The sequence below is a fragment of the Vibrio sonorensis genome (assembly GCF_001854765.1).
Taxonomy (GTDB): Bacteria; Pseudomonadota; Gammaproteobacteria; order Enterobacterales; family Vibrionaceae; genus Vibrio; species Vibrio sonorensis.
Genome location: NZ_LJJE01000071.1, coordinates 57,365 through 79,167, shown reverse-complemented (window position 1 = coordinate 79,167; position 21,803 = coordinate 57,365). Strand labels below are relative to the sequence as shown.

The 21,803-nt window shown below is 44.4% G+C and carries 17 protein-coding genes and 2 pseudogenes; 10 read left to right on the top strand and 9 right to left on the bottom strand.

Going from position 1 to position 21,803, the window contains the following annotated elements; translation table 11 throughout:
* Positions 1-139: 139 nt before the first annotated feature.
* Genes BLO31_RS14165 through BLO31_RS14140 form a run of 6 tightly spaced genes read right to left on the bottom strand, consistent with a single transcriptional unit; the run spans position 140 to position 5,496 of the window.
* Positions 140-1,936 carry a M3 family oligoendopeptidase gene (locus tag BLO31_RS14165; protein WP_070967863.1) on the bottom strand — a complete coding sequence of 599 codons (1,797 nt, stop codon included), beginning with the start codon at positions 1,934-1,936 and terminating at the stop codon, positions 140-142.
* Entirely contained in the window at positions 1,936-2,550 is a 615-nt protein-coding gene (locus tag BLO31_RS14160; RefSeq protein WP_070967860.1) for a histidine phosphatase family protein, read from the bottom strand. Before BLO31_RS14160 ends, BLO31_RS14165 begins: the two co-directional genes overlap by 1 nt.
* Positions 2,543-3,082, bottom strand: a complete 540-nt coding sequence (gene cobU, locus BLO31_RS14155) for a bifunctional adenosylcobinamide kinase/adenosylcobinamide-phosphate guanylyltransferase (RefSeq protein WP_070967856.1) — start codon at positions 3,080-3,082, stop codon at positions 2,543-2,545. Before cobU ends, BLO31_RS14160 begins: the two co-directional genes overlap by 8 nt.
* Positions 3,079-3,855, bottom strand: a complete 777-nt coding sequence (locus BLO31_RS14150; protein WP_070967853.1) for an adenosylcobinamide-GDP ribazoletransferase — start codon at positions 3,853-3,855, stop codon at positions 3,079-3,081. The genes cobU and BLO31_RS14150 overlap by 4 nt, the downstream gene beginning before the upstream one ends.
* Positions 3,855-4,883: a nicotinate-nucleotide--dimethylbenzimidazole phosphoribosyltransferase gene (gene cobT, locus BLO31_RS14145; protein ID WP_070967849.1), complete on the bottom strand. Its 1,029-nt coding sequence runs from the start codon at positions 4,881-4,883 to the stop codon at positions 3,855-3,857. Before cobT ends, BLO31_RS14150 begins: the two co-directional genes overlap by 1 nt.
* 1 nt (position 4,884) lies before the next feature.
* Positions 4,885-5,496, bottom strand: a complete 612-nt coding sequence (locus tag BLO31_RS14140) for a flavin reductase family protein (protein ID WP_070967846.1) — start codon at positions 5,494-5,496, stop codon at positions 4,885-4,887.
* A gap of 418 nt (positions 5,497-5,914) precedes the next feature.
* On the opposite strand from BLO31_RS14140, the gene BLO31_RS14135 reads away from it, so the two are divergent.
* The 4 genes and pseudogenes from BLO31_RS14135 to BLO31_RS14120 all read left to right on the top strand — a co-directional run bounded on the left by BLO31_RS14135 (position 5,915) and on the right by BLO31_RS14120 (position 10,594).
* Positions 5,915-6,604, top strand: a complete 690-nt coding sequence (locus BLO31_RS14135; protein ID WP_070967843.1) for an NAD(P)H-binding protein — start codon at positions 5,915-5,917, stop codon at positions 6,602-6,604.
* Positions 6,605-6,790: 186 nt separating this feature from the next.
* Positions 6,791-8,244 (top strand): annotated as a pseudogene (locus tag BLO31_RS14130) (DUF3360 family protein).
* Between the two features lie 271 nt (positions 8,245-8,515).
* Positions 8,516-9,601, top strand: a complete 1,086-nt coding sequence (locus BLO31_RS14125; RefSeq protein ID WP_070967840.1) for an iron-containing alcohol dehydrogenase family protein — start codon at positions 8,516-8,518, stop codon at positions 9,599-9,601.
* A 213-nt stretch (positions 9,602-9,814) separates the two neighbouring features.
* Positions 9,815-10,594, top strand: a complete 780-nt coding sequence (locus BLO31_RS14120; protein ID WP_070967837.1) for an L-threonylcarbamoyladenylate synthase — start codon at positions 9,815-9,817, stop codon at positions 10,592-10,594.
* Between the two features lie 16 nt (positions 10,595-10,610).
* Here the strand turns inward: BLO31_RS14120 and BLO31_RS14115 are convergent, their stop codons facing one another.
* A complete protein-coding gene (locus BLO31_RS14115) occupies positions 10,611-11,519 on the bottom strand; it encodes a LysR family transcriptional regulator (protein WP_070967832.1) in 909 nt (302 codons plus the stop codon).
* Positions 11,520-11,968: 449 nt separating this feature from the next.
* Between BLO31_RS14115 and BLO31_RS14110 the strand changes: the two genes are divergently transcribed.
* A complete protein-coding gene (locus BLO31_RS14110; RefSeq protein WP_070967829.1) occupies positions 11,969-13,336 on the top strand; it encodes an L-cystine transporter in 1,368 nt (455 codons plus the stop codon).
* Between the two features lie 244 nt (positions 13,337-13,580).
* The gene (locus BLO31_RS14105) at positions 13,581-14,054 is read left to right on the top strand and encodes an ASCH domain-containing protein (RefSeq protein WP_070967826.1); all 474 of its coding nucleotides are present in this window, start codon (positions 13,581-13,583) and stop codon (positions 14,052-14,054) included.
* A 133-nt stretch (positions 14,055-14,187) separates the two neighbouring features.
* On the opposite strand, the pseudogene BLO31_RS25215 reads toward BLO31_RS14105, so the two are convergent.
* A pseudogene (locus tag BLO31_RS25215) lies at positions 14,188-15,602 on the bottom strand (putative bifunctional diguanylate cyclase/phosphodiesterase).
* 1,247 nt (positions 15,603-16,849) lie between these two features.
* Between BLO31_RS25215 and sbcB the strand changes: the two are divergent.
* From sbcB to cdd, 4 genes are all read left to right on the top strand, one after another.
* Entirely contained in the window at positions 16,850-18,274 is a 1,425-nt protein-coding gene (gene sbcB / locus BLO31_RS14090) for an exodeoxyribonuclease I (protein ID WP_070967816.1), read from the top strand.
* A 16-nt stretch (positions 18,275-18,290) separates the two neighbouring features.
* Positions 18,291-18,656 (top strand): CidA/LrgA family protein, encoded by a 366-nt coding sequence (locus BLO31_RS14085; RefSeq protein WP_070967813.1) that lies wholly within the window; start codon positions 18,291-18,293, stop codon positions 18,654-18,656.
* Positions 18,656-19,333: a CidB/LrgB family autolysis modulator gene (locus BLO31_RS14080; protein ID WP_070967810.1), complete on the top strand. Its 678-nt coding sequence runs from the start codon at positions 18,656-18,658 to the stop codon at positions 19,331-19,333. The genes BLO31_RS14085 and BLO31_RS14080 overlap by 1 nt, the downstream gene beginning before the upstream one ends.
* Before the next feature lie 163 nt (positions 19,334-19,496).
* On the top strand, positions 19,497-20,384 hold the full coding sequence (gene cdd / locus BLO31_RS14075; protein ID WP_070967806.1) for a cytidine deaminase: 888 nt from the start codon (positions 19,497-19,499) through the stop codon (positions 20,382-20,384).
* 28 nt (positions 20,385-20,412) lie between these two features.
* Here the strand turns inward: cdd and BLO31_RS14070 are convergent, their stop codons facing one another.
* Positions 20,413-21,627, bottom strand: coding sequence for a cyclic di-GMP phosphodiesterase (locus BLO31_RS14070; protein ID WP_070967927.1), 1,215 nt, complete (start codon positions 21,625-21,627; stop codon positions 20,413-20,415).
* Positions 21,628-21,803 lie beyond the last annotated feature (176 nt).

Genomic DNA, 21,803 nt, shown 5'->3' with positions numbered 1-21,803 from the left:
TGCACAAGTATCTGGTGCATGAGTCTCAAAAGCGGATTTATGATATCAAATCACACTTGTCAAAACATGGCAAACCAGAATTATGTATATTTTTTAATCGCTTACATTGTGTACTCTGACATAATACCGTGAAAAACTATCACTGACTATCTAGCAGAGATTCAAAATAATCGATTTTTTTGCTAACTCGATCAAAACTTTGCTGCCAAAAATCTTTTTTACTCAAATCCATAGCCATGTGCTTTTCTACCACTTCTTCTGCGGTCATCGAGCCGGTATCTCTTAACAGGTTGAGATAGTCGAGATAGAAACTACTGCCTTTAACCTCGCGCTGTGCATAAACACCAGCAGAGAAAAGATAACCAAACAGATAGGGATAGTTGTAAAAACTGATGGATGACAAGCTAAAGTGCAACTTGCTTGCCCAGAAGTAGGGGTCAGATTCTGTCATCGAATCGCCGTACCAACGCTGCCACGTTTCACTCATTAAATCGCATAGTTCATCCGCAGTAAGTTCTTTGTCTGAACGACGCTGATAAAACGCTCGTTCAAACTCAAATCGAACCGGAATGTTGATCGTCAACGCATAACAGGAGGACAGTTCCTCCCATAGCATTTCGAGTTTTTCTCCGTCACTTGAAGCATTATCCAGAAGGTAGTCTCGCACTATATTTTCCGCAAATATAGACGCCGTTTCTGCCAGTGTCATTGGATAACGGGTTTTACACAGCGGTAAATCGCGCATCACCCAGTTGTGGAAAGCATGGCCTAGCTCGTGTGCTAAGGTAAGCAAATCAGAGCGACTTCCACCCCAAGTCATAAAAACAAGTGGAGAGCGAGTTGCTGCAAATTTTGTGCAATATGCCCCTAAGCGACGGTTCTCTGATGATGCGGCATCAATCCAGCCGTTTGCGATCATGGTATCGACGAACTCAGACATCTCTGGAGACACCTTTTCAAACGCGGCTTTGATCAGCTCTATGGCTTCTTCAAATGGATAAACTTTGGCTTGCTCCCCTTCTTTGGCAGGCATTCCCGCAAGGTGATTCCACGGTTTCATTTCTGACAGGCCATGAACTTTAGCCATTAAACGTCCCGCTTTCTGACCCAATGCTTTGTTGTCGTTAGCGCACTCCATCATTGCGTCAAGCGTATCCAAGGTAATTCGCGACTGGTGCAGAGACGGCTCTAGAAAATGAATATTGTCGGATTTTGAACGTTTTTGGTATTCAGTCAATCGCCAACCAGATATCGCATTCAGTATGGCGGCAAACGTTTCTTTATGCGTTGCCATTGCGCGCTGGATACCTTCCCAAACAGGTTGTTGCCTTTCAAATTCCGTCCCATAAAGCACACTTGCTGCCTGCGAAAAACCAAGCTGCTCTGATCTGCCATCGTCGTATTTGACATCGACTTTCAGCGTTCCAGTTACGTTGTCGTAAAGCTTACCCCAAGCATCGCGGCCATCGACTTCCATAGCACTCAATAGTTGCTCTTGTTCGATACTAAGACGGTTTTTCGCTTGCTTTCTCAGCCAGCGAATAGCAAAAGCTTGTCCCGCGACATCACCACTGGCGTGATTTAGCACATCATCAACAAAACTTTCGCTCGCTTGAATAAGTGAGTCTTGATATGGCGTAAAGGCTTGTGTCAGCTCGGCGCTGAGTTTTGCTATGCGCCCAAGTAGGGCTTTCGCATCGGTGGCAGAAGAGTCTACAGAAGTAATACAGTTGGCATAGGTACTGATTGTGGCTAATAACTTGCCCGCTGCTTCATTGGTCTGGATAGCGTTTTGCATTACACTCACCTGATCGCGACCGTTCTGATAGGAGCGCAAAACCTCTAAACACTGATTCACCAACTCGATGTCTTGTTCAATCTTGCTATCATCTAATCCCTGATAAGCAACGCTTAGGTTCCAACTAGGTACTGTCATTATATGTCCTCTACATCCAAGGGTTGTCCTACGGTTTTCACTTGAGAAAACTCACCCTCTCCACTTACCGAAATATGGCTTAAGCTATGATGGCCTAAGCTAAGAGTGGAAAACCACTTCGGGTTTTTCCAGTCGACGTCTAACTCATAGGCGAGGATCATGCGAATCGTGCCGCCATGTGCAATAATCAAGCTGTCTTGTGACGTCGCCTTTTTAATTTTTTTCCAAACGGCTACAACTCGCTGAAAAAAGTCCGTCAAAGACTCACCGTCCTTGAACTGACATGTTTGGGGATCTCGCCAAAAGGCTTCTAGCTCATCCCAACGGTGAGCCAATTGAGAAAACGGCACTCCGTCAAACTCACCAAAATTCATCTCCGCTAGGTCAGGCGCGATATCAAGTGGTGTATCGCTGTTTGTCAGCAAGTCTCCCAGATCGCGACATCGGCTTAATGGCGATGCATAAATCCTCTCATAACCTAGGTTTTTAGAAAGAATACTCTGAGCTATACTCCTCTGGTGTCGCGCATCGACTTTAACATCCGTCACACCATTTAATGCTGCTTCGCCTAGCGTTTTACCATGCCGAACTAAATAAAACTGAGTACTAATCATTTTTCAGTTCCATAGGCAACCCTGCCGTGACCAAAGTCACCCTCTGAGCGATTTGGGCGATGGCTTGGTTCATCCATCCAGCGTTATCGACAAAAAGTCGAGTCACCTTACCCAATGGCACCACGCCTAAACCCACTTCATTAGAGACAAGTACAATGTGGGCACTGGTGCTGCTCAAGGCATCGACTAACGCTTGAACGCCTGATTCAATTTGCTCTTGTGTTGCCTCGTCACCAAGATCAAACAAGAGGTTGTTTAGCCATAAAGTAAGACAATCCACCAAAATGACATCGCGGGAATCAAATTGAGTTAAAAGCGCACTGATATGCAGCGGACACTCGTGCTCAATCCATGCGTTATCGCGTCTTTTCTTGTGATGCTCAATTCGATTTTGCATCTCATCGTCTAACACTGTCGCTGTTGCGATGTAATGTCTTCTGCTGCCAACCTTAGCAGATTGTTCCAATACTCTCTGCTCAGCAAACTTTGATTTACCAGAACGTGCTCCACCAAGGACTAAATGGACTGTCATACCGCAACTCTCCACAAGGCAATCACCACCAGATAACAAAGTACTTCCATAATCTGTTGTGCAGCGCCTAGGCAATCTCCAGTGAAACCACCTATTCTGCGTTTAAGCCACCAACAAAATGCCACTCTAAACAAAATAGATGTGAAGGCCAGAGCAATAAAAATCTGAAAGCCCAACAAACTCGCTGCAATCAAGCCTGTCAAAATCAATAAAGCCAGTTCTTTTTTGCTTTGTCTCTGAGCCAATGGCTTGCTTTTACTATTGTCTAGGTCGGTGACATAAGGCATGTCATAAATAAGGGTTGCCGCTACGGCTCGACTCACCGCATAGACAGCGATCAGTACGATAGACAACTCGCCAATATTCGCTATTTCAACTAAAGAGACGTACTTTCCCAACAAAATCATGATTAAAGCACTCGCCCCATAGGTGCCTATGCGGCTGTCTTTCATTATGTTCAGTCGTTTCTCGCGCGTCATTCCCCCACCAATGCCATCGGCCATGTCTGTCAGGCCATCTTCGTGAAATGCTCCCGTCAGTAATAGACTAAACACCATGGTAATAAAAACCGCGATTTCCACTGGGAAAAGCCAAGCTGCGACACTATAGACGGCAGCGCAGCACACTCCGAGCAGAGCGCCGACCAACGCAAAGTAGCGCCCTGCTTGATTCATACGTTGTTCGCTGTATGGGAGATCTTTGGGAACAGGTAGCCTAGAGAAAAAGCCAAGGGCCAATAAAAATAGCTGCCATTGGTATTTCAACTCCTGCATTAAACCGTCACTCCTGCTTGCTCAAAGCTGGCCATATGGTTGTAAAACTCGACAGCAGCCCTAACAAGTGAAACCGCCAACACTGCACCCGTGCCTTCACCAAGGCGCATGGATAGGTCCAGTAGAGGTTTTGCTTCGAGCCTAGTCAACATGTGTTTATGCCCAGCTTCCTCAGATTGATGGGCAAAAATCATATACTCTCGGCACTCGGGGGCAATTTGACAAGCGACATAAGCTGCGGCGGTCGCGATAAAACCATCGACTAAAACGGGGACGCCCTCTTCAGCAGCCGCTAAAAAGCCACCTACCATTTGTACGATCTCAAATCCACCGACTTCCGCGAGAATTTGCTTAGGGGTTAAACCAGAGCAACGAGAGACCCCACACTCGACCAAGCTGCGCTTTTTGGCAAACTGCTGGTCGGTAATGCCTGTACCACGACCAACGCAGATCTCCACCGGCAGTTCTGACAACGCGGCCAGAAGCGCAGCAGCACTACTTGTATTTGCGATACCCATTTCACCAAACATTAAAAGGTCACTGCCCTCTTTAACTTTTTGGCGAATCAGTTTTTGGCCCAGTTCAATGCCTTTTTCAACTTGCTCCATACTCATTGCGGCGACCGTTGAAAAATCTTTGGTACCATTGCCAAGTGGTTGAGAAACCAACTGCGCTGAATCAGATGCCACTGGGAGTAAAATACCGCTATCGACGACATAAAACTCAACTTGGTTTACTCGACAGAAACAGTTAACAGCTGCACCACCCGCTAAGAAGTTCAGTACCATCTGTTGTGTTACTTCGCTTGGCGCAATACTGACACCGTGTTGTGCAATGCCGTGGTCTGCTGCAAACACAAGAATGGTGGGCTTGTTTAACTCAATACTTGTGACGGCGTCACCTTTTTTATTGCTTTGAATTAATGCTAAGTCATGAGCCAACTGCTCCAGTTGACCTAATGCACCTAAAGGTTTGGTTTTTTGATTAATTCGGTGCCAAATGCGCTCGGAATATTGACGGTCTAACATGTTATTTTGGTCTCGCTACGCTAAAAGTTTTTGCCAGTGTTACATACTCTGAGCCACCAAGACGTGCGAGTGGATCAACAGATTCTGCATTAATTTTTAAGCGTTCGGAATTTTCATCCACCACCGCGTCATCAATATAGATAGACTCGATTTGTGCAAAAACCAGAGTTTGCGGGGTATCGCCTATTTCTTTTACTTCATAAAGACGACATGCAAATGCGATGGGGCAGGCTTTTACTCTTGGTAAGTGGAAGCCTTGGATCTCTTCAAGCTCAACACCCGTTAAAGGGATTTCTGACTCACCGTGCTGCAACGTTGCCGAACTTTGTGTTACCTGCTCAGCTAAATCGGCGGAGGCAATGTGAATCACCATGCTTCCAGTTTCCAAGGCATTACGAGCCGTGTCTTTGGGCGAGCCATCTGGCTTCTTCCCCACTGAAAACATTAACAATGGTGGTTGACTTGAAACAGCGGTGAAATAGGAAAAAGGAGCGAGATTATAGTTTTGTTCACCAGAATCGGTTAACACCCAAGCAATGGGTCTCGGGATAATCGTTTGAGTCATTAAGTGATACACCTGAGTCGGTGCTAAGGTCGAGAGGTCGATATTCATTATCAATCCTTTGAATATTAAGCATTCCTAACAACAGTGTATCGCTTATCCCAGTGATAGACTATCCCCCACTCCGACTCTTTTTATCCTGCAAGTCGTCTCTCTCATAATGAGAGTCAATTTAATAGGAATCTCTAAGTATTAACGGATTTTACGTACCTAAAGCTGGCACAAGATATGCTTCGATGCTCTTCGTAACAGTGTTCATGTTTGAGTACTGAAAGGAGGCGCGATGATAGCGAACCAGAGACCGAAACCCCAAAAGCCAACGAAAAAAACACCCAAACCCCAAAAACGTGTGCCCTTTTCGCTGGCATAAAACAAAGGCTCCGAAAGGAGCCTTTTTCTTAGTTATCAGATCAAAGCTTTCCAAATTGATATCCACTATGCTGTTACTTCACGTTATTGGAGACGACTGATGGATATTAAGGATAACAAGCACGTTGCAATGATAGCAGGCGCAACGGGATTGGTTGGCAATGAACTTATAAAACAGCTTCTTGAAGAAGATGCCATTAGTCATGTGTATGCACTGACCAGAAAGCCACTGCCCTACTTTCATTCTAAACTTGAGTCCATCCAGACTAGTGACCTATCCACCCCTCATTGGCACGATGAAAACGCAAACCCAGATATAGGTTTTATATGCTTAGGTACGACGTTAAAACAGGCGGGAAGCAAAAAAGCACTGTTTGAGGTAGATTGCGAACTGGTTTGCAACCTTGCTAAACAGATGAAGCAACTTGGCGTAAAACGTTTAGCGGTCGTATCGAGTTTAGGAGCATCACATCGCTCTTTCTCCCATTATCTTCGATGTAAAGGGCAAATGGAGAACACCATCAAACCCATGGGGTTTGATCAAGTCACTTTTGTGCGTCCCGGTCCATTGAAAGGACTTCGTGACATACCAAGAGCTGATGAAACTGTCGTTCAAATGATACTGAAACTCTTACACCCCATCATGATTGGCAAACTCGCCAACTTCAATCCTATTGAAGCAAATGACGTTGCAAGGGCGATGTTACTGAGTAATCTCACCCGTTCACCGACACACTTTGTTACCCTCAGCACCATTCAGATACGGAATTTTATTCATTCTTACGCATAGAATGTAGGTATATAGCTCGAAATATGCAAAAACCTGACTATTGATAGAATAGTATTTTATAGACCTAGCTCGCATTTATCGTGCTAATAATCGATTGATTGGATGCATTACTGACCCATATCAATTTCTAATTATTAAGCCTCTCAATAATGACTCAGGTAATGGAATCCATCTATCGGAGATAATATGAGTCATAGGCAACAAACGTCATACCAGACGAAGCGCCGTAAAGCGAACGAGTTCAAATCTAGAGATGAATACCTAGAACACGAACTGTCAATTATGGATCTGAAACGCTGGAAGGTGCACCTTCCATACCGCGACTTCGGCATTGAGGTTGAAGATTGGGTTCCCGCACTTGCTGCTACCATAGGCAAAGTAGTTATGGTTACCGCTATGGTTGCGGCCTTCGCCGCTCAGTTTGGCCTTTCCCCAGAGTTTGTAGCGGAAAACGTACGCTTTGAGCTATTGATCGCAGGCTTACTTTTTGTTGTCTTCTTTTCTGCGATTCTCAATCCATTAACTAACCTTGCGGGTACACACGGCCCAATGATCCCGCTCATCCCTTTGGTCGCGGCTTCCGGTGGACACCCTCTTGCACTTGGTATCATGGTGGGTGTGTTTGGACTTATCCTCAGTGCAACCAAAGGTGGCTCTAAACTCGTAAAACTAACGGGAGAAGGCGTTCGCGGAGGCCTTTTGATTTATCTCGCGCCGTTGGGTTGATCAGCCAAATAGGTCGATTTGAATCATGGTCTGTTACAACAGGTTTTGACGCCGTATCCTTTGCTGTTATTTCTACCACAATCGTTATTTATGCTTATCTCGCGAAGATTGAAAAACGCTGGCTGGCTATCCCTCTGTGTTCATTTATCGCAGGTGTCGTAGCCTTCGCGATGGGTGTGCCGTTTGAGTTCACCAGCGAACCGGGTTTACCTAACATGAGTCCGTTTTACTGGTGGGGTGAAGACACTGGATGGCAATTGGGTTGGCCAGAGTTCGAACACTACATTGCGGTTATCCCATTTGCTATTTTAGCCGTCGCTATGTGGTCTCCTGATTTTCTTGGTCACCGCGTTTTCCAAGAGCTTAACTACCCTAAAACGGCCAAGAAAGCTCTTATGGACGTCGACGACACCATGGCGGTCTGTTCTGTTCGTCAGATTGTCGGCGCAGGTTTAGGTGGAGGCAACTTAGCATCGTCTTGGGGCACATATATGATCCCAGCTGCCATCGCTAAGCGTCCAATTCCGGGGGGTGCACTACTCACCGGTCTTTTGTGTATCTTTGCTGCTGTCCTTGGCTACCCAATGGATCTAGCAATGTGGGAACCCGTTCTTCGCGTAGCCCTGCTTGTGGGAGTGTTCTTGCCTTTACTAGAAGCGGGTATGCAAATGGTTAAAAACGCACGCGAGTCCCAAAGTGCAGGTATCTGTATGTTTGCATGCGCTTTGGTCAACCCAGTTTTCGGTTGGGCGATTACCATGTTACTCGACAACTTGGGCCTGACCGGTAATAAAGAGCGCAGCGACAGTTTAACCAAAACGGATAAGTTTGCGATTCCTTTGACTACTGCATTTATCTGTATCGGTGCATTAGCCGCTGTTGGTCAGCTTCCGGGTATTGTTGGCCTTATCTAACACTTGTCTTCTTGTTAAAGCCACTCTAACTAAGGGTGGCTTTACCCACCTTCTCTCCTATTTTCCGCTTTGTTGCCCATCTCTATTGTTCGCCATCCACTCAACTTAACCTCTGGGGCTAATAACATCCCCCGTCTAGCTGACGCCCCCCTTAACACATCATTAATGAATATTTATTTTTCCAATTAAAATAAATATTTACGCCCCAAGTGATAACCATTATCATTTTCTAATTTCCCCCTTTACTTCATCTCAAATGAAAGGAGTCATTATGAGTAATAATTGTTTGAGTATGTCATTCCCATCAACGATTTATCGAGGGACAGGCGCTGTTAGCAAAATTGGCGAAATTGCCGATGTGTTAGGCAAACGCGTATTCATTATCGGTGGTCACAAAGCACTTGAAGCTTCAATGCCTTTAATGGAAGAGCAGTTACAAAACTTGGAAGTAGTTGAAACCGCTTGGTATGGCGGCGAATGTTCTAAACAAAACTTTCAAATGCTAACTGAAAAGATCCAATCCCATAACGTTGATTTTATTATTGTTGTTGGCGGCGGTAAGGCGCTAGACACGGGCAAAGTGGTGGCCATAGACTTGGGGATCCCTTTTGCCGCCATCCCTACGATTGCTGCGACCTGCGCAGCGGTGGCAACAACCTCAGTCATCTATGACGATAAAGGCCACTACCTAGATTCATGGAAACTGAGTAAAGCGCCGGATTATGTCATTATTGATCCGCAAATCATTGCCAAAGCGCCACTAAAATGGCTGTCTGCTGGCTTAGGTGACACCTTGGCTAAGTTCTACGAATACCGCGTCATTTGTGGTGGAAAGCCAGATGGCAGTCTGAACATGGCCGCATTCAACAATGGTCAATTGTGCTTCAATGTTATTTCACGCTATGCAGATGAAGCCTGTAAGGGTGTTATCCAAGGTAAATCTACCTTTGCGTTAGAACAAGTCATGGACGCCATTTTTATCTATGCTGGATTTACTTCTATCATGGGTATCGGTAACCACTTAGCGGCAGCACACGGCTTGTACAATGGATTTACCGTCAATGACAAAGTACGTCACTTCGGACACGGCCTATTAGTGGGTTATGGAAACCTGTGTCTTTTAGCGCTGGAAAATCGCCAAGACTCTGAAATTGTAGAGGCCATTAAGCTCGCAAAATCTTGTGGTGTTCCAACCAGTTTAGCTGAGATCGCAGACCTCAGCGACGCAGAATTAAACGAGGTAGTCGACGCTTCGGTAAACAATCCTAACATCAAAAGTATGCCATTTGATGTCTCGCACCAAGATCTATTAAACGCCATTGGCCGAGTAAATCAATTATCGGACACTCTCAAGTAACCATATAAGAAATAAGGAGTTCTTCGTCTAAAGAACTCCTTATCCGTTCAACTGTTGCACCAGAGGAACAATCGCCCTACCTCATTGTATCCACCAAACTCGCGGTTAATATAAAAAGCAGATAACAGAGATTTGGCAGTGCTTTTATCACGCTGTGACAAAAGACCAAATCCAGAATACAAAAATTATTATCAGATTGAATTAGGTAGATCTATGAGTGAGAAAAAAATCATTTGGAATAAAGGCATTCAGCCCGAAGCTATCGATATTTTGTCGAAAAACGGTGGCATGATCGTCAGCCCGACAAAAGTTGGTTACATTATTATGACCTCCGACAAACAAGGTCTTGAGCGAAAATTCGAAGCTAAGCAAAGAAAGCGCAACAAGCCCGGTGTGGTACTTTGCGGTTCAATGGAACAGTTAAAGCAGTTGGCGCAAATGAATGACGAAATCGAAGCTTTGTACCAAAAACACTGGGATGAGGATGTCCTACTTGGCTGTATTCTTCCGTGGAAAAAAGCAGGACTTGATTTGCTTCCAGACGATGGAATCCGAGAGCTTATGATGGACAGTCGTCAAACGACCTGTTTTGTCATTCGCTTTGGCAAACCTGGAGAATTCATCGCCAAAGAACTTTGGGAGAAACACGGTAAGTTTTCCTTTGCCAGTTCGGCCAACCCTTCGGGTAAAGGGAATAGAGGCTTAGTAGAAAACATTGGCGAACGCATCGAAGAGCGTGCCGATCTGATTATTTGTGCCAATGACTATGTTAAGTCCATTCAACCTAATGAAGACGAACGTACTCGCTACGAACAAGGAGTAATGGTGTCCATGGTAGACGAGGATGGCAAACTGGTTCCTCTGCAAAACAATGAGCGCAAAATCAAGCCATGTCCTTCAGTGATCCGAAAGGGATTAGACATAAACAAAATCATGTCATTTATGTCGGATACCTTTATTAGCTGGGAATACAATCACGGCGACTATTACTAATCAAATCACACCCGAATTATGGGTCAATTCGGGTGTGCTCCATTTGGCGATTCAGTTGTTCAATAAAACTTCTTATACGCGGTGACAGCGCTTGCTCTTTTTTATACAAAACCCAGACTTTGAGTATGTCCATTGTCCATTCGGGAAGTAGTCTTACTAATTCACCTGTATGTAGGGCTTTTTGTGTAATATAGTCTGGCAGATAAGCGATCCCCGTCCCCGCCAGCGCAGAGTTGAGCACTGCTACACTGTTGTTTGCTCGAAATCGACTGCGAACCTCTATATCCATCTTCTGCTTATTTTTGCGAAACGGCAGCGAGGTTGTATGTGCCCTCCCACCAAACAGAATATAGTCATAACGTGGTAAATCCTCTGGGCTGTCGATGTTTTGAAACCGTGACAGGTAGTGGGGAGTTGCATAAAGACCCCAACTTATATCCGTAAGGTGAGTCGCGTAGGGGTGGTCGGGGGTGCCATTAGACGTGACGATAGCGATGTGAAACTGAGTTTCTTCCATATCCACTGGGCGATCTGTTAAATCCACTTCCACTTGCGTATGGATATTGCTTTTTACCATTTGGTTTAAAACCGGAACCACGCATTCGCATCCAAAATTAACAGGCGCAACAACCCTTAAATTACCGACCGGTTCTTCATGCAAATGTTGAACGAACTTTTCTGCTTTTTTCACTTCGTTTAACACGCCCGAGCAGTGTTGATAGTAGCCAAATCCAACATCAGTAACCGTGATTTTTCGTGTCGATCTGATGAGAAGTTGGACACCTAGGCGAGTTTCTAACTGGGTGATTTCTCTACTGACTGAGGACTTGGAGAGCTGCAATGACTTCGCTGCCTCGGTAAAACTCATCGTTTCAACAACACGAGCAAATACAACCATTGAGCTTAAATTGTCGATACTTTTCATCTGCATACCTGATAAATCTCTGCGCAAAGATGATAATAATTACCATTGTCATTTACAAGTTTGGCTTATGTACATAAAATGGTTAGGTAAAACAATGCCTACTCTAAGTTATATCAAATCCTATTTACCGTCTCTTGTTTATCATTTTCCTGAAGACTATCCATCAAATTCATAATTTACAATAAATCGATAACTGCAATTTATACAGTCATACATGCCGCCATCTTCCAAATTAATAGTCTATTGATCTGACTAAATAACATTTTGGAATATTAAATTCATATAGCCTATTTCCATAAATCACCGTTGCCCTATACCGTGTGTGGGCTTGGTTTTCTATCTCGTTGTTTCATATTGCCGAAAGTCCATTCTGTTTTGATTCACATCTCCGGCAAGCCGACTATGAGTCACCACGCAATACTATTTTTAACAAAAATAAGGAAAAAGTTATGTCAGTTGCAGTTATTGCTGCGCTTGCCCTATTTGCAGGTATTCTCGCTTTTCTCTATGTACAGCAAAAATCTACACATACCCTGTCACGTCAAGTTTTCACGGGTTTATTGCTAGGTAGTGCCTTTGGTCTACTTCTTCAATTCACTTTTGGCGACACAAGTGAGACCACTAAAGCTGTTCTAGAGTGGGTTAACGTTGTCGGTCGTGGCTACGTCGGTCTCCTTAAAATGATCATAATGCCTTTGGTACTTGTATCTATGATTGGTGCGGTGGTTAAACTAGAGAAAGGGGGAGCGTTAGGAAAAATATCAGGCCTTACCATTTCCGTTTTGCTGATCACAACCGCTATCTCAGCGATTGTTGGTATTGGTATTACGCAAGTGTTCGGTCTTACCGCTGAAGGTTTGACAGAAGGTGCGCGCGAAACCGCTAGAATAGCGGTACTTGAAAGTCGCTCTGATCGCGTCAGTGACCTATCTATTGCTCACATGTTGGTTAGCTTTATTCCGACCAACCCGTTTTCCGATCTCACTGGTGCTCGATCAACTTCCATTATTGCCGTTGTGATCTTTGGTGTTTTAATTGGCATTGCTGCTCGTAAAGTCATGGCAGAGCAAGAACAACTAGAAACGCCTATCCGCACCTTTGTCGAAGCTTCTCAGTCCATTATTATGCGACTGGTGAAAATGATTATGGCACTCACTCCATACGGTATCGCTGCACTGATGGCAAAGGTTGTCGCCAGTTCAAATGGCAGTGATATCTTAAACCTATTGGGCTTTATTGTTGCCTCGTATGTCGCAATTGCTTTGATGTTTGTTGTGCACGGTCTTTTGGTGTCCTTGGTTGGCGTCAACCCAAAAACCTACTTTAAGAACATTTGGCCAGTTTTAACATTCGCCTTTAGCTCTCGTAGTTCGGCGGCCACTATTCCTCTTAACGTGGAAGCGCAAATTACCAAGCTCAAGGTTCCACCAGCCATTGCCAACTTATCCGCTTCGTTCGGTGCTACCATCGGTCAGAATGGTTGCGCGGGCATTTACCCAGCGATGCTAGCCGTTATGGTTGCCCCAAGCGTAGGCATCGACCCAATGGATATCAACTTTATCTTGTCCTTAGTAGCAATCGTGACTATCAGTTCATTTGGCATTGCCGGCGTCGGTGGAGGTGCTACTTTTGCCGCTCTAATCGTATTACCTGCGATGGGTTTACCAGTGACGATCGCCGCCCTGCTCATTTCAATCGAGCCCCTAATTGATATGGCTCGAACTGCACTAAACGTCTCTGGAGCGATGACCGCTGGCACAATCACCAGTCGATTGCTCAAAGAGAAGCAAGGAGAAGTCGAATCCCAACACGCCTAGGTGTTTAATTAGTTTTAACTCTTCAACATTTGTTGTTTCTTGCCGGAGCGTATGCTCCGGCTTTGCTATTCAATATTCTTTCAATTCTTAGCTTGGCGAGCTTTTAATATTATTTAATTTGATTAAACTGACTCGCTCAAACATACCTTTTATCTATCCAATCATATCGTTAGTATCGAAATGACTAACCTGCTAGTAGATAAAACAACGTGTAGTAAGCTCAAAAAACCGTTAAGGAATAACGATGTCTCCTCTAGTTCAAGCCTATCTTGATAAATACCTTGCAACCCTACCGAAACAAGAAGTTTCAGCCATTCCTCAGATTACTGCGGAGTATTATTGTGCCGATGAATACAATGCCAATGAATGCGCCCGCTTGATTGACGCTGGTGTCAAAAGGGCTAGTTGTAGCTTGAAGTCGGCTTACGATATTGAACAAGAGCCCCTACCTGTCGAAGGACGGCTTACCGTAGTGCTAAATTGGAAAGAAGAACCCATTTGCATCATCAAAGTGAATCAAGTTGAGCTTTGTCCGTTTAACAAAGTCACACCTGAGTTTGCGGCCAAAGAGGGTGAAGGTGACTTGAGCTATCAGTGGTGGTACGACGCACACGTTGAATTTTTCACTCAATACGCGGCCGAAGTCGGTGCAGAATTCAACTTGGAGTCAGAGCTGGTATTAGAACACTTTGATAAAGTGTTCCCAGTAGAAAAGTAGCTCGATTTTCACTAGAGCTGCCGCCAAAGTAGCCTTGGCAAAGAAGTGAGCCTCAAGCTCACTTCTTCCTCGATTTACTGCATATACACTCTGGTCATCGGTGGTCGTTGCTACCGAAAAATCTTTAGTTGGGCTAAACCTCTTCACATAGCGCTTTAAAGCGTCTTTGCTTGTGAATGAATAGCTCAAAGGAATCAATGGGTAAAGGCTTGCTATATAGGTAACCCTGATAGTGTAGACAGCCCTGAGATTCTAAATAGTCTCTCTGCTCTTGTGTTTCCACCCCTTCCGCTATGGTGTACAGACCTAACGCTTCTGACATGGAAATAATAGTTCTCACTATAGACTGATCACTTTTATCCGATTTGATATCGTTAATAAACGACTTGTCTATTTTCAGCTGACTCAGCGGTAAACGCTTTAAGTACTTCAAAGAAGAGTAGCCAGTTCCAAAGTCGTCGAGGGAGAAGTGAACGCCCTGTTTCCGAAGTTCATTCATTCGTGCGATTGTCACTTCCATTTCATCAATCAACATGGTTTCGGTTAATTCGATACGCAGCTTGCCACGATGTAAGTCATACAGGTGGATTAGATGGCTTACTTTTTTGACAAAACTCGGTTCTATAACTGCTTGTAGCTGACGTTAACAGAGACTGAGAGATGACTAGTTTCTGGCCGACTATGCCACTGGGCCAACTGCTTACAAGCTGTCTCTAAAACCCATTCGCCAATTGGCAATATTAGCCCTGTTTTCTCAGCCACGGGAATAAAATTATACGGACCAACCAACCCTTTTTCTGGGTGCTGCCATCGGATAAGTGCTTCTGCACCCACCACGGTACCTGACTTATCAAGTTGCGGTTGATAATAAAGCTCGAACTCTTTGTTGATTATTGCCGCGCGAAGTTCGTTCTCTAAATCAAACATGCTTGTCACTTCTTTTTGCATATTTGGGTCGAAAAAGCACATCGAGTTTTTCCCCGTGCGCTTAGCCTTATACATGGCTATATCCGCTTGCTTTAACAGCTCTGATTTTTCGATTGATGCGTCGTTAAATAGAACGGCACCAATACTGGCACTACTGGTATAGCTATGAGGTTCCAATTGATACTCTTGTGACAAAGCTTCCAGTATTTTTAACGCCACCTCTTCCACTTGCAGCGCAGCTTCGTCGTAGTCTTTGGATAGGTCTGGCAATAATACGACAAACTCGTCTCCACCAAATCGGGTCAGAATATCTTTACTCGCAATACAGTTTTGAATGCGACACGTTGCCTCGCGTAATAGCGCATCGCCATACTCGTGGCCGTGTGCATCATTAATCGTTTTGAAATCATCGAGATCTAGGAACAGCAAAGCGTGATAGCAAGAGCTTACATAACTCTTTGAGATCGCCTCTTTTAGTTTGATCAGCAGTAATGAACGATTAGGCAAGCCCGTTAGCTGGTCGTGATGAGCCAATTGCAGCAACTCTTTCTGCTTTTGCTTTTCTGAGTTAGCAATTGAGCGAGTTAAGACATAAAGCACGCCATTGAAGATGAAAAACATCGAGAAGATAAAAACAAATCGACTCATAAAGGCATCTACAATCGATTGCTTTTCTATTTTAGAAATAAACCAAAAGTCGAGATAAGCATCGTAGTGAGAGACTATTTGAAAAGCCTCTTTCGAGTCTGATTCCTGATAGTCAAACACACTAAACGCCTGCCCTTTATTGGTGTTTTTCTGCAGAGCTTGGTAATAACTGTCCGAAACTGGCTTGGTGTATTCTGTATTGCCGTCAGTACTAAAGACTGGAAATCTATCTTTTCTGATAATTTCTACTTTATGGTGATCGTCTGCGGCATGACCACTAAAGATAGGGGTATTCTCTAATTTAATTCCCGCTGTCATCACTGCAATAGCTTGCGGAGCATCATGAGGCAAATAAATCGCCTTACGGATCGGCATTCCATACTCAGGTGTGCTTATCGCGTTGATGATATAGGTTGGGCCCGTGTGCATTTTGCGACTCGACCTCGCTTCACTAAACGATTGTCTTGTCTGTTCAAGCTCCATTAAGTTGGGCAGTTTAGTCAGATCAAAATTAGAACTAGTCACCAAGGCGCGGCCATCATACGCCACCAGACCCAATCCTAGAATGGCTGGGTATGTGTCCATGGTATTGTCTAGTACGACGTCGTGAATGGGAGCATCCGGCAGCTTGTGCTGGGTGATAAGATGAACACCGAGAACTTCAAGCAGCGAACCTTGCGAGTCTAAAAAACCACGAACTGAATTTCCCAATAGTTCAACGTGTGTCTGCTGCTGCTTTTGAAAGCTCTCGTTTATTGATACCCAGCGATAATAGATGGCACTGGAGAAAAACACCAACGAGGTAGCGAAGACAATAAAGAATATAATCCAGATATTGTTTTTTAGAGTGATGCTCTTATCCATGTGCTTCGATATCTATCTGATGTCCTTAATTAATCTTGCACAAGAATACCAAGGAATCTCAATGAAAAGAACTATATCCATGGTAAGACTTATCGAATATTGTTTTCATTAGGCATAAATTGACAAATTCTGCGTGCCACTACAAGTACTCACCCTCCACTATGACGGATAATTTCACGACTGTTGGTCAATTTGGCGCCGTTTTGAAGAGGATTTTCTTAACTATTGGCAAGGAAATACGGTTTATCGCGCGGTTCTTAATTGCTAAGCCCCGCAAGCAATGGTCTAATAGAGCTATTCTTCACCCTTGATTTTAGGTGTGTTTGTCTATTTTACGCACCTGTTCGGTAGTTCTTATGCAGAGTCAACACGCACAAACTTACTTTTTTTTCGACTATGAAACCTGGGGCACAAGTCCATCAGAAGATAGACCTAGCCAATTTGCGGGTGTGCGTACCGATATGGACTTCAATATCATTGGTGAACCTTTGGTGATCTATTGCCAGCCCCCGAGCGATTACCTTCCGGGGCCAGAAGCAGCTCTTATTACCGGAATTACTCCGCAGAAAGCACAAGCGGAAGGCTTAACCGAACCCGAGTTTATTCACAAAATTCACCAAGAACTTTCGACGCCAAATACCATCAGTTTGGGATACAACAGTATTCGCTTTGATGATGAAGTTACTCGGTATACCTGTTACCGCAACTTTATCGACCCATATGCGTGGAGCTGGCAAAATGGCAACTCTCGCTGGGACTTACTGGATGTGATGAGAGCCTGTCACGCCTTAAGACCTGAAGGAGTTGAATGGCCGACCAACGAAGAAGGTTTTACTAGCTTTAAACTTGAGCACTTATCCGTCGCCAACGGCATAGAACACGAAAACGCTCATGATGCGATGGCGGATGTTATCGCCACCATCGAAATGGCCAAAAAGATCAAAGCTGCTCAACCTAAACTGTTTAACTACTTTTTAGAAATGCGTGGCAAGCGCAAGCTCAATGAGCTCATTGATATTGTTAATCTGACCCCCTTGATGCACGTCTCGGCGATGCTTGGTCGCGAGTGTCAGTACACCAGTTGGATTGTACCGGTAGCGTGGCACCCAACAAACCAAAATGCGGTGATTGCCATTGATCTCGCCAAGGATCCAACGCCGCTATTAGACTTGAACCCAGACCAACTTCGCGAACGATTGTACACCAGACGTTCAGAGTTGGCAGAAGATGAGTTGCCCGTTCCTGTCAAATTAGTTCATTTGAACAAATGTCCAATCTTGGCTCCCGCCAAAACGCTCACCGCTGAAAATGCAGAGCGAATAGGTATCGATAGACAAGCCTGTCTAAACAACTTAGCAAAAATTAAAAACAACCCAGACATAAGGGAAAAACTGACAAAGGTTTATAGTCAAGAGCGTCAGTACGAAACCGACTCAAACGTCGACACTCAACTATACAGTGGTTTCTTTTCTCCGGCCGATAGGGCCGCTATGAACATCATTTTGGAAACTAAACCCGACAACCTTGCAGATTTAGATATTCAGTTTGACGACGAGCGCATTAAACCTTTGCTGTTTAAGTATCGCGCCAGAAACTACCCTTGGACCCTTGACCCACAAGAACAACAAAAATGGGCGAACCACTGCCGCGAGTATTTCGAAAGTCGTATTGAAGAGTACATGCTAAATTTGGAAAATTTGGTTCACGAACACGAAAGCGATGAGAAAAAAATTACAATACTCAAGTCAGTATATCGACATGTAGAGAGGCTTCTCTCTTAACTAGGTTAGGAATTCAATGGCTTCAAACGTATTAAAATTCACTGTATCTGTTGGTTTAATTTTTCTCTGCCTTCTGGCAGGGATTAACATTCAAGCACTTCTTGGCACTGCCATACCGGGCAGTATTATCGGCATGCTTATCTTGTTCGGACTTTTGGCAAGTGGGCTTGTTCCTTCCCAGTGGGTTCAACTCGGTGCAAATACCTTTATTCGTTACATGGTTCTACTATTCGTGCCGATAAGTGTCGGCCTCATGAACCATTTTGATAGCCTGATAAACAACGCTTTACCTATTTTAGCCAGTGCTGTTGGTGGAACCTTTATCGTAATGGTTTTACTCGGCTTTTTCCTTGACCGCTTACTGAAGAAAGGAAATAAATAATGTGGTTGTTCGTTTCTATTGCTGTATTTTTCACCGCCCGAGCCGTTAGTAAAAAGTTAAACTCACCTATTCTCAATCCTCTACTGCTCAGTATTGGTGTCATCATTCCACTGTTGGTCTACTTAAACATTCCTTTTGAACAATACTATCAAGACAACACTTGGTTGAACCTATTGCTGCAACCTGCTGTTGTTGCTTTAGCTTACCCACTTTATGAACAACTTCCCCAAATTAGGGCCAACTGGCGAATCATTATGTTGGCGTGCGGAGTAGGCAGTGTTATGGCTATGTTCACATCGACCATCATCGCAGTTTGGATGAACGCTGATCTTGAGCTTATCGCTAGCCTATTAGGCAAATCAGTAACTACTCCCATAGCAATGGAAGTATCCAGCAATCTCGGTGGACAACCTGCGATCGCTGCTATATTGGTACTTATCGTCGGTCTTTTCGGCGCTATCTTAGGTTACCCTATCTACTCCCTGCTTAATATAACGCACCCAATCGCTCGTGGACTTACAATGGGCACGGTATCTCATGCGTTGGGTACGGCAACTTGTGCTGAGAAAAACCCCCAAGACGCGGCATTTAGTTCTCTCGCTCTAGTACTTTGCGGGGTGATTACCTCGATTTTGGCACCGAGCTTTTTAACCCTAGCGATTTGGTTAATGACATAAAACACTATTCATGGTGTTTCATTTAGACACGCACTCTTTCTTGTGTGACCTCACCCTAATTGTGAATATGAAAATATCGTTGCATTCATTTTAAAGATCTCGATCACGGAATTATCCCCACCTTGACATAGAATGGAGTTCAATAAAGTCAAAAGGATTCACTATGAACAGTCGCATTAATAACGTACTAAAAGATATGCCTGTCGCTTTGACAACCGTTTTAACACCTATTGTCACTAGTAAAGATTTTGATGCCACGCTTTCCGCAGAGCAATTTGATAATTTAAGACGAGAAAGTCAGTTAAGCGATGCCGACCTAAGAGTCGCATTGTTGCCTCTCGCCGCCGCATTCTCTTATGCTCCTATCTCTGAATTTTACGTCGGTGCAATTGTACGCGGACTATCTGGCCGTCTCTATTTTGGGGCTAACGTCGAGATTTCTGGAGCCCAACTTGGACAAACCGTCCATGCAGAACAATCAGCCATCAGTCACGCTTGGATGAAAGGTGAAAAAGGACTCACCGACATCACCATCAACTACAGCCCGTGTGGCCATTGTCGTCAGTTTATGAACGAACTCACCACGGCCAATGAACTGGTCATTCAGCTACCAGAACGAGACGCCAAGCCTTTGGGTGAATATCTTCCAGAATCGTTTGGACCTGCCGACCTAGGGATCACAACTGGATTGATGTCTAGCGTCGATCATCAACATTCAACTGAAGACCCTGATCCGCTAGTACTGCAAGCTCTCGCCGCTTTAAATATGAGTCATGCGCCTTACACCCGCAATATCAGTGGAGTGGCGTTGCAAACTAAAGATGGAAGAACATTTAAAGGTGCTTATGCTGAAAATGCCGCTTTTAACCCTAGCCTTCCTCCCCTGCAAGTCGCCATGATACAAGTGCTCATGGCGGGATACTCGTTAAAAGAAATCGATAACGCAGCCTTGGTGGAGCTAGCCGAAGGCAAGATAAGTCACTTGTCTGATACCCAATCAACCCTTGAGGCTGTTGACCCTGATATCCCACTCAGTTACCTCACCATTTAATTGAGAAAAGCGCCTTTAGGCGCTTTTTTTAGGTTTCGTAAAACGGCGTCGCATCAACTTCTAACTGGCATGGGGCGATTGCTCGCTCAATTTTTACCCGACCAAATCGCAAATCGACATAGGAAACATCGACAAAGTGTTTGTGTTTGCGCGAATAAAAGCACTTCACTTGTGGTTTAACAGGATTTGATTCATTGATGCTCCATACGATCGCCACTTTACCATCGCTCAGTTCGACAATAGAGCCAACTGGATAGACTCCAATACAGTTAATAAACTTGTACACCAATTGCCTGTCTAAATGTGCCGGAGTCAGACCGAGTAAAACCTTAAACGCTTCGGCAGGACTCATTCCCCGTTTGTAGCAGCGATCAGCGGTCAGTGCGTCATAGACATCGACAATGCCACTCATCCTGCCGTGCAGCGGGATCTGCTCTTCTTTTAAACCCAATGGATAGCCGTTTCCGTCTAACTTCTCGTGATGCATCAAACACACATCTCGACTGACTGGCGAAAGCCCTTTCACATTTGTGATGATATCTTTGGCGTACACTTGATGAAGCTTCATATGAGCAAACTCTTTCTCGGTGAGTTTGGCTGGTTTATGAAGGATCCTATCATCCACTTTTACTTTGCCGACATCGTGAATGATGCCCCCTATCGCCAATTGCTTTAACACATTACGCGGCATACCTAAGTGTTTGCCAAACGTCACCAGTAAGCAGGCAACGTTGACAGAATGCTCAAGTAAGTAGGCATCTTTTTTCCTCAACGCAGAGACACACTGAATGGCGTCTGAGTTAATGAGTGCCGCTTCGATGAGATCGTCTGCCCAGTGTTCGATGTCCTCAACGTGAATTTCATTTCCTTCAAAGGTTTGATGGATAATTTTATGAGCTAGCCCTTTCGCTTCTTTGATAATTTTGTTGGCGCGCTTTTGCATATCATAGCGGCTGGTCGAACTTTTAGCCCTAGACGACGGCTGGCTTTCACTCGCCACTGGCTCGGGATTGGAAGGAGCTTCTTCCACTGGTTTAAATATACAACCGTCTTTTGACAGACCTTTATCTACCCACGCGAATCGGATTCCATTCTTTTTCAACTGTTCGATAGCTTTGTCAGAAGACACTCTTCCTGCATTTGCAAGATTGACTCGCTCGTTATGCTGAATAGCGGTAACGAACATCCCTATACTCAAGGTATCAATAGGAATTTTGATTGAGTCATTAGGATCGTACTGCATAGGCTTCACAGTGTTTCTCAGTTAAAAGAAGATTCTAACAAAAGTATACGAAGTAAACCTGCTATCTGCCCGTAAAACCATTCGTTCGACCAATATTTAATCGAATAGAAAACTGTATAGAAGTAAGGTGCCTACCAATATGTGAAAATAGCGGCTACTATCAATAAAATGAACAA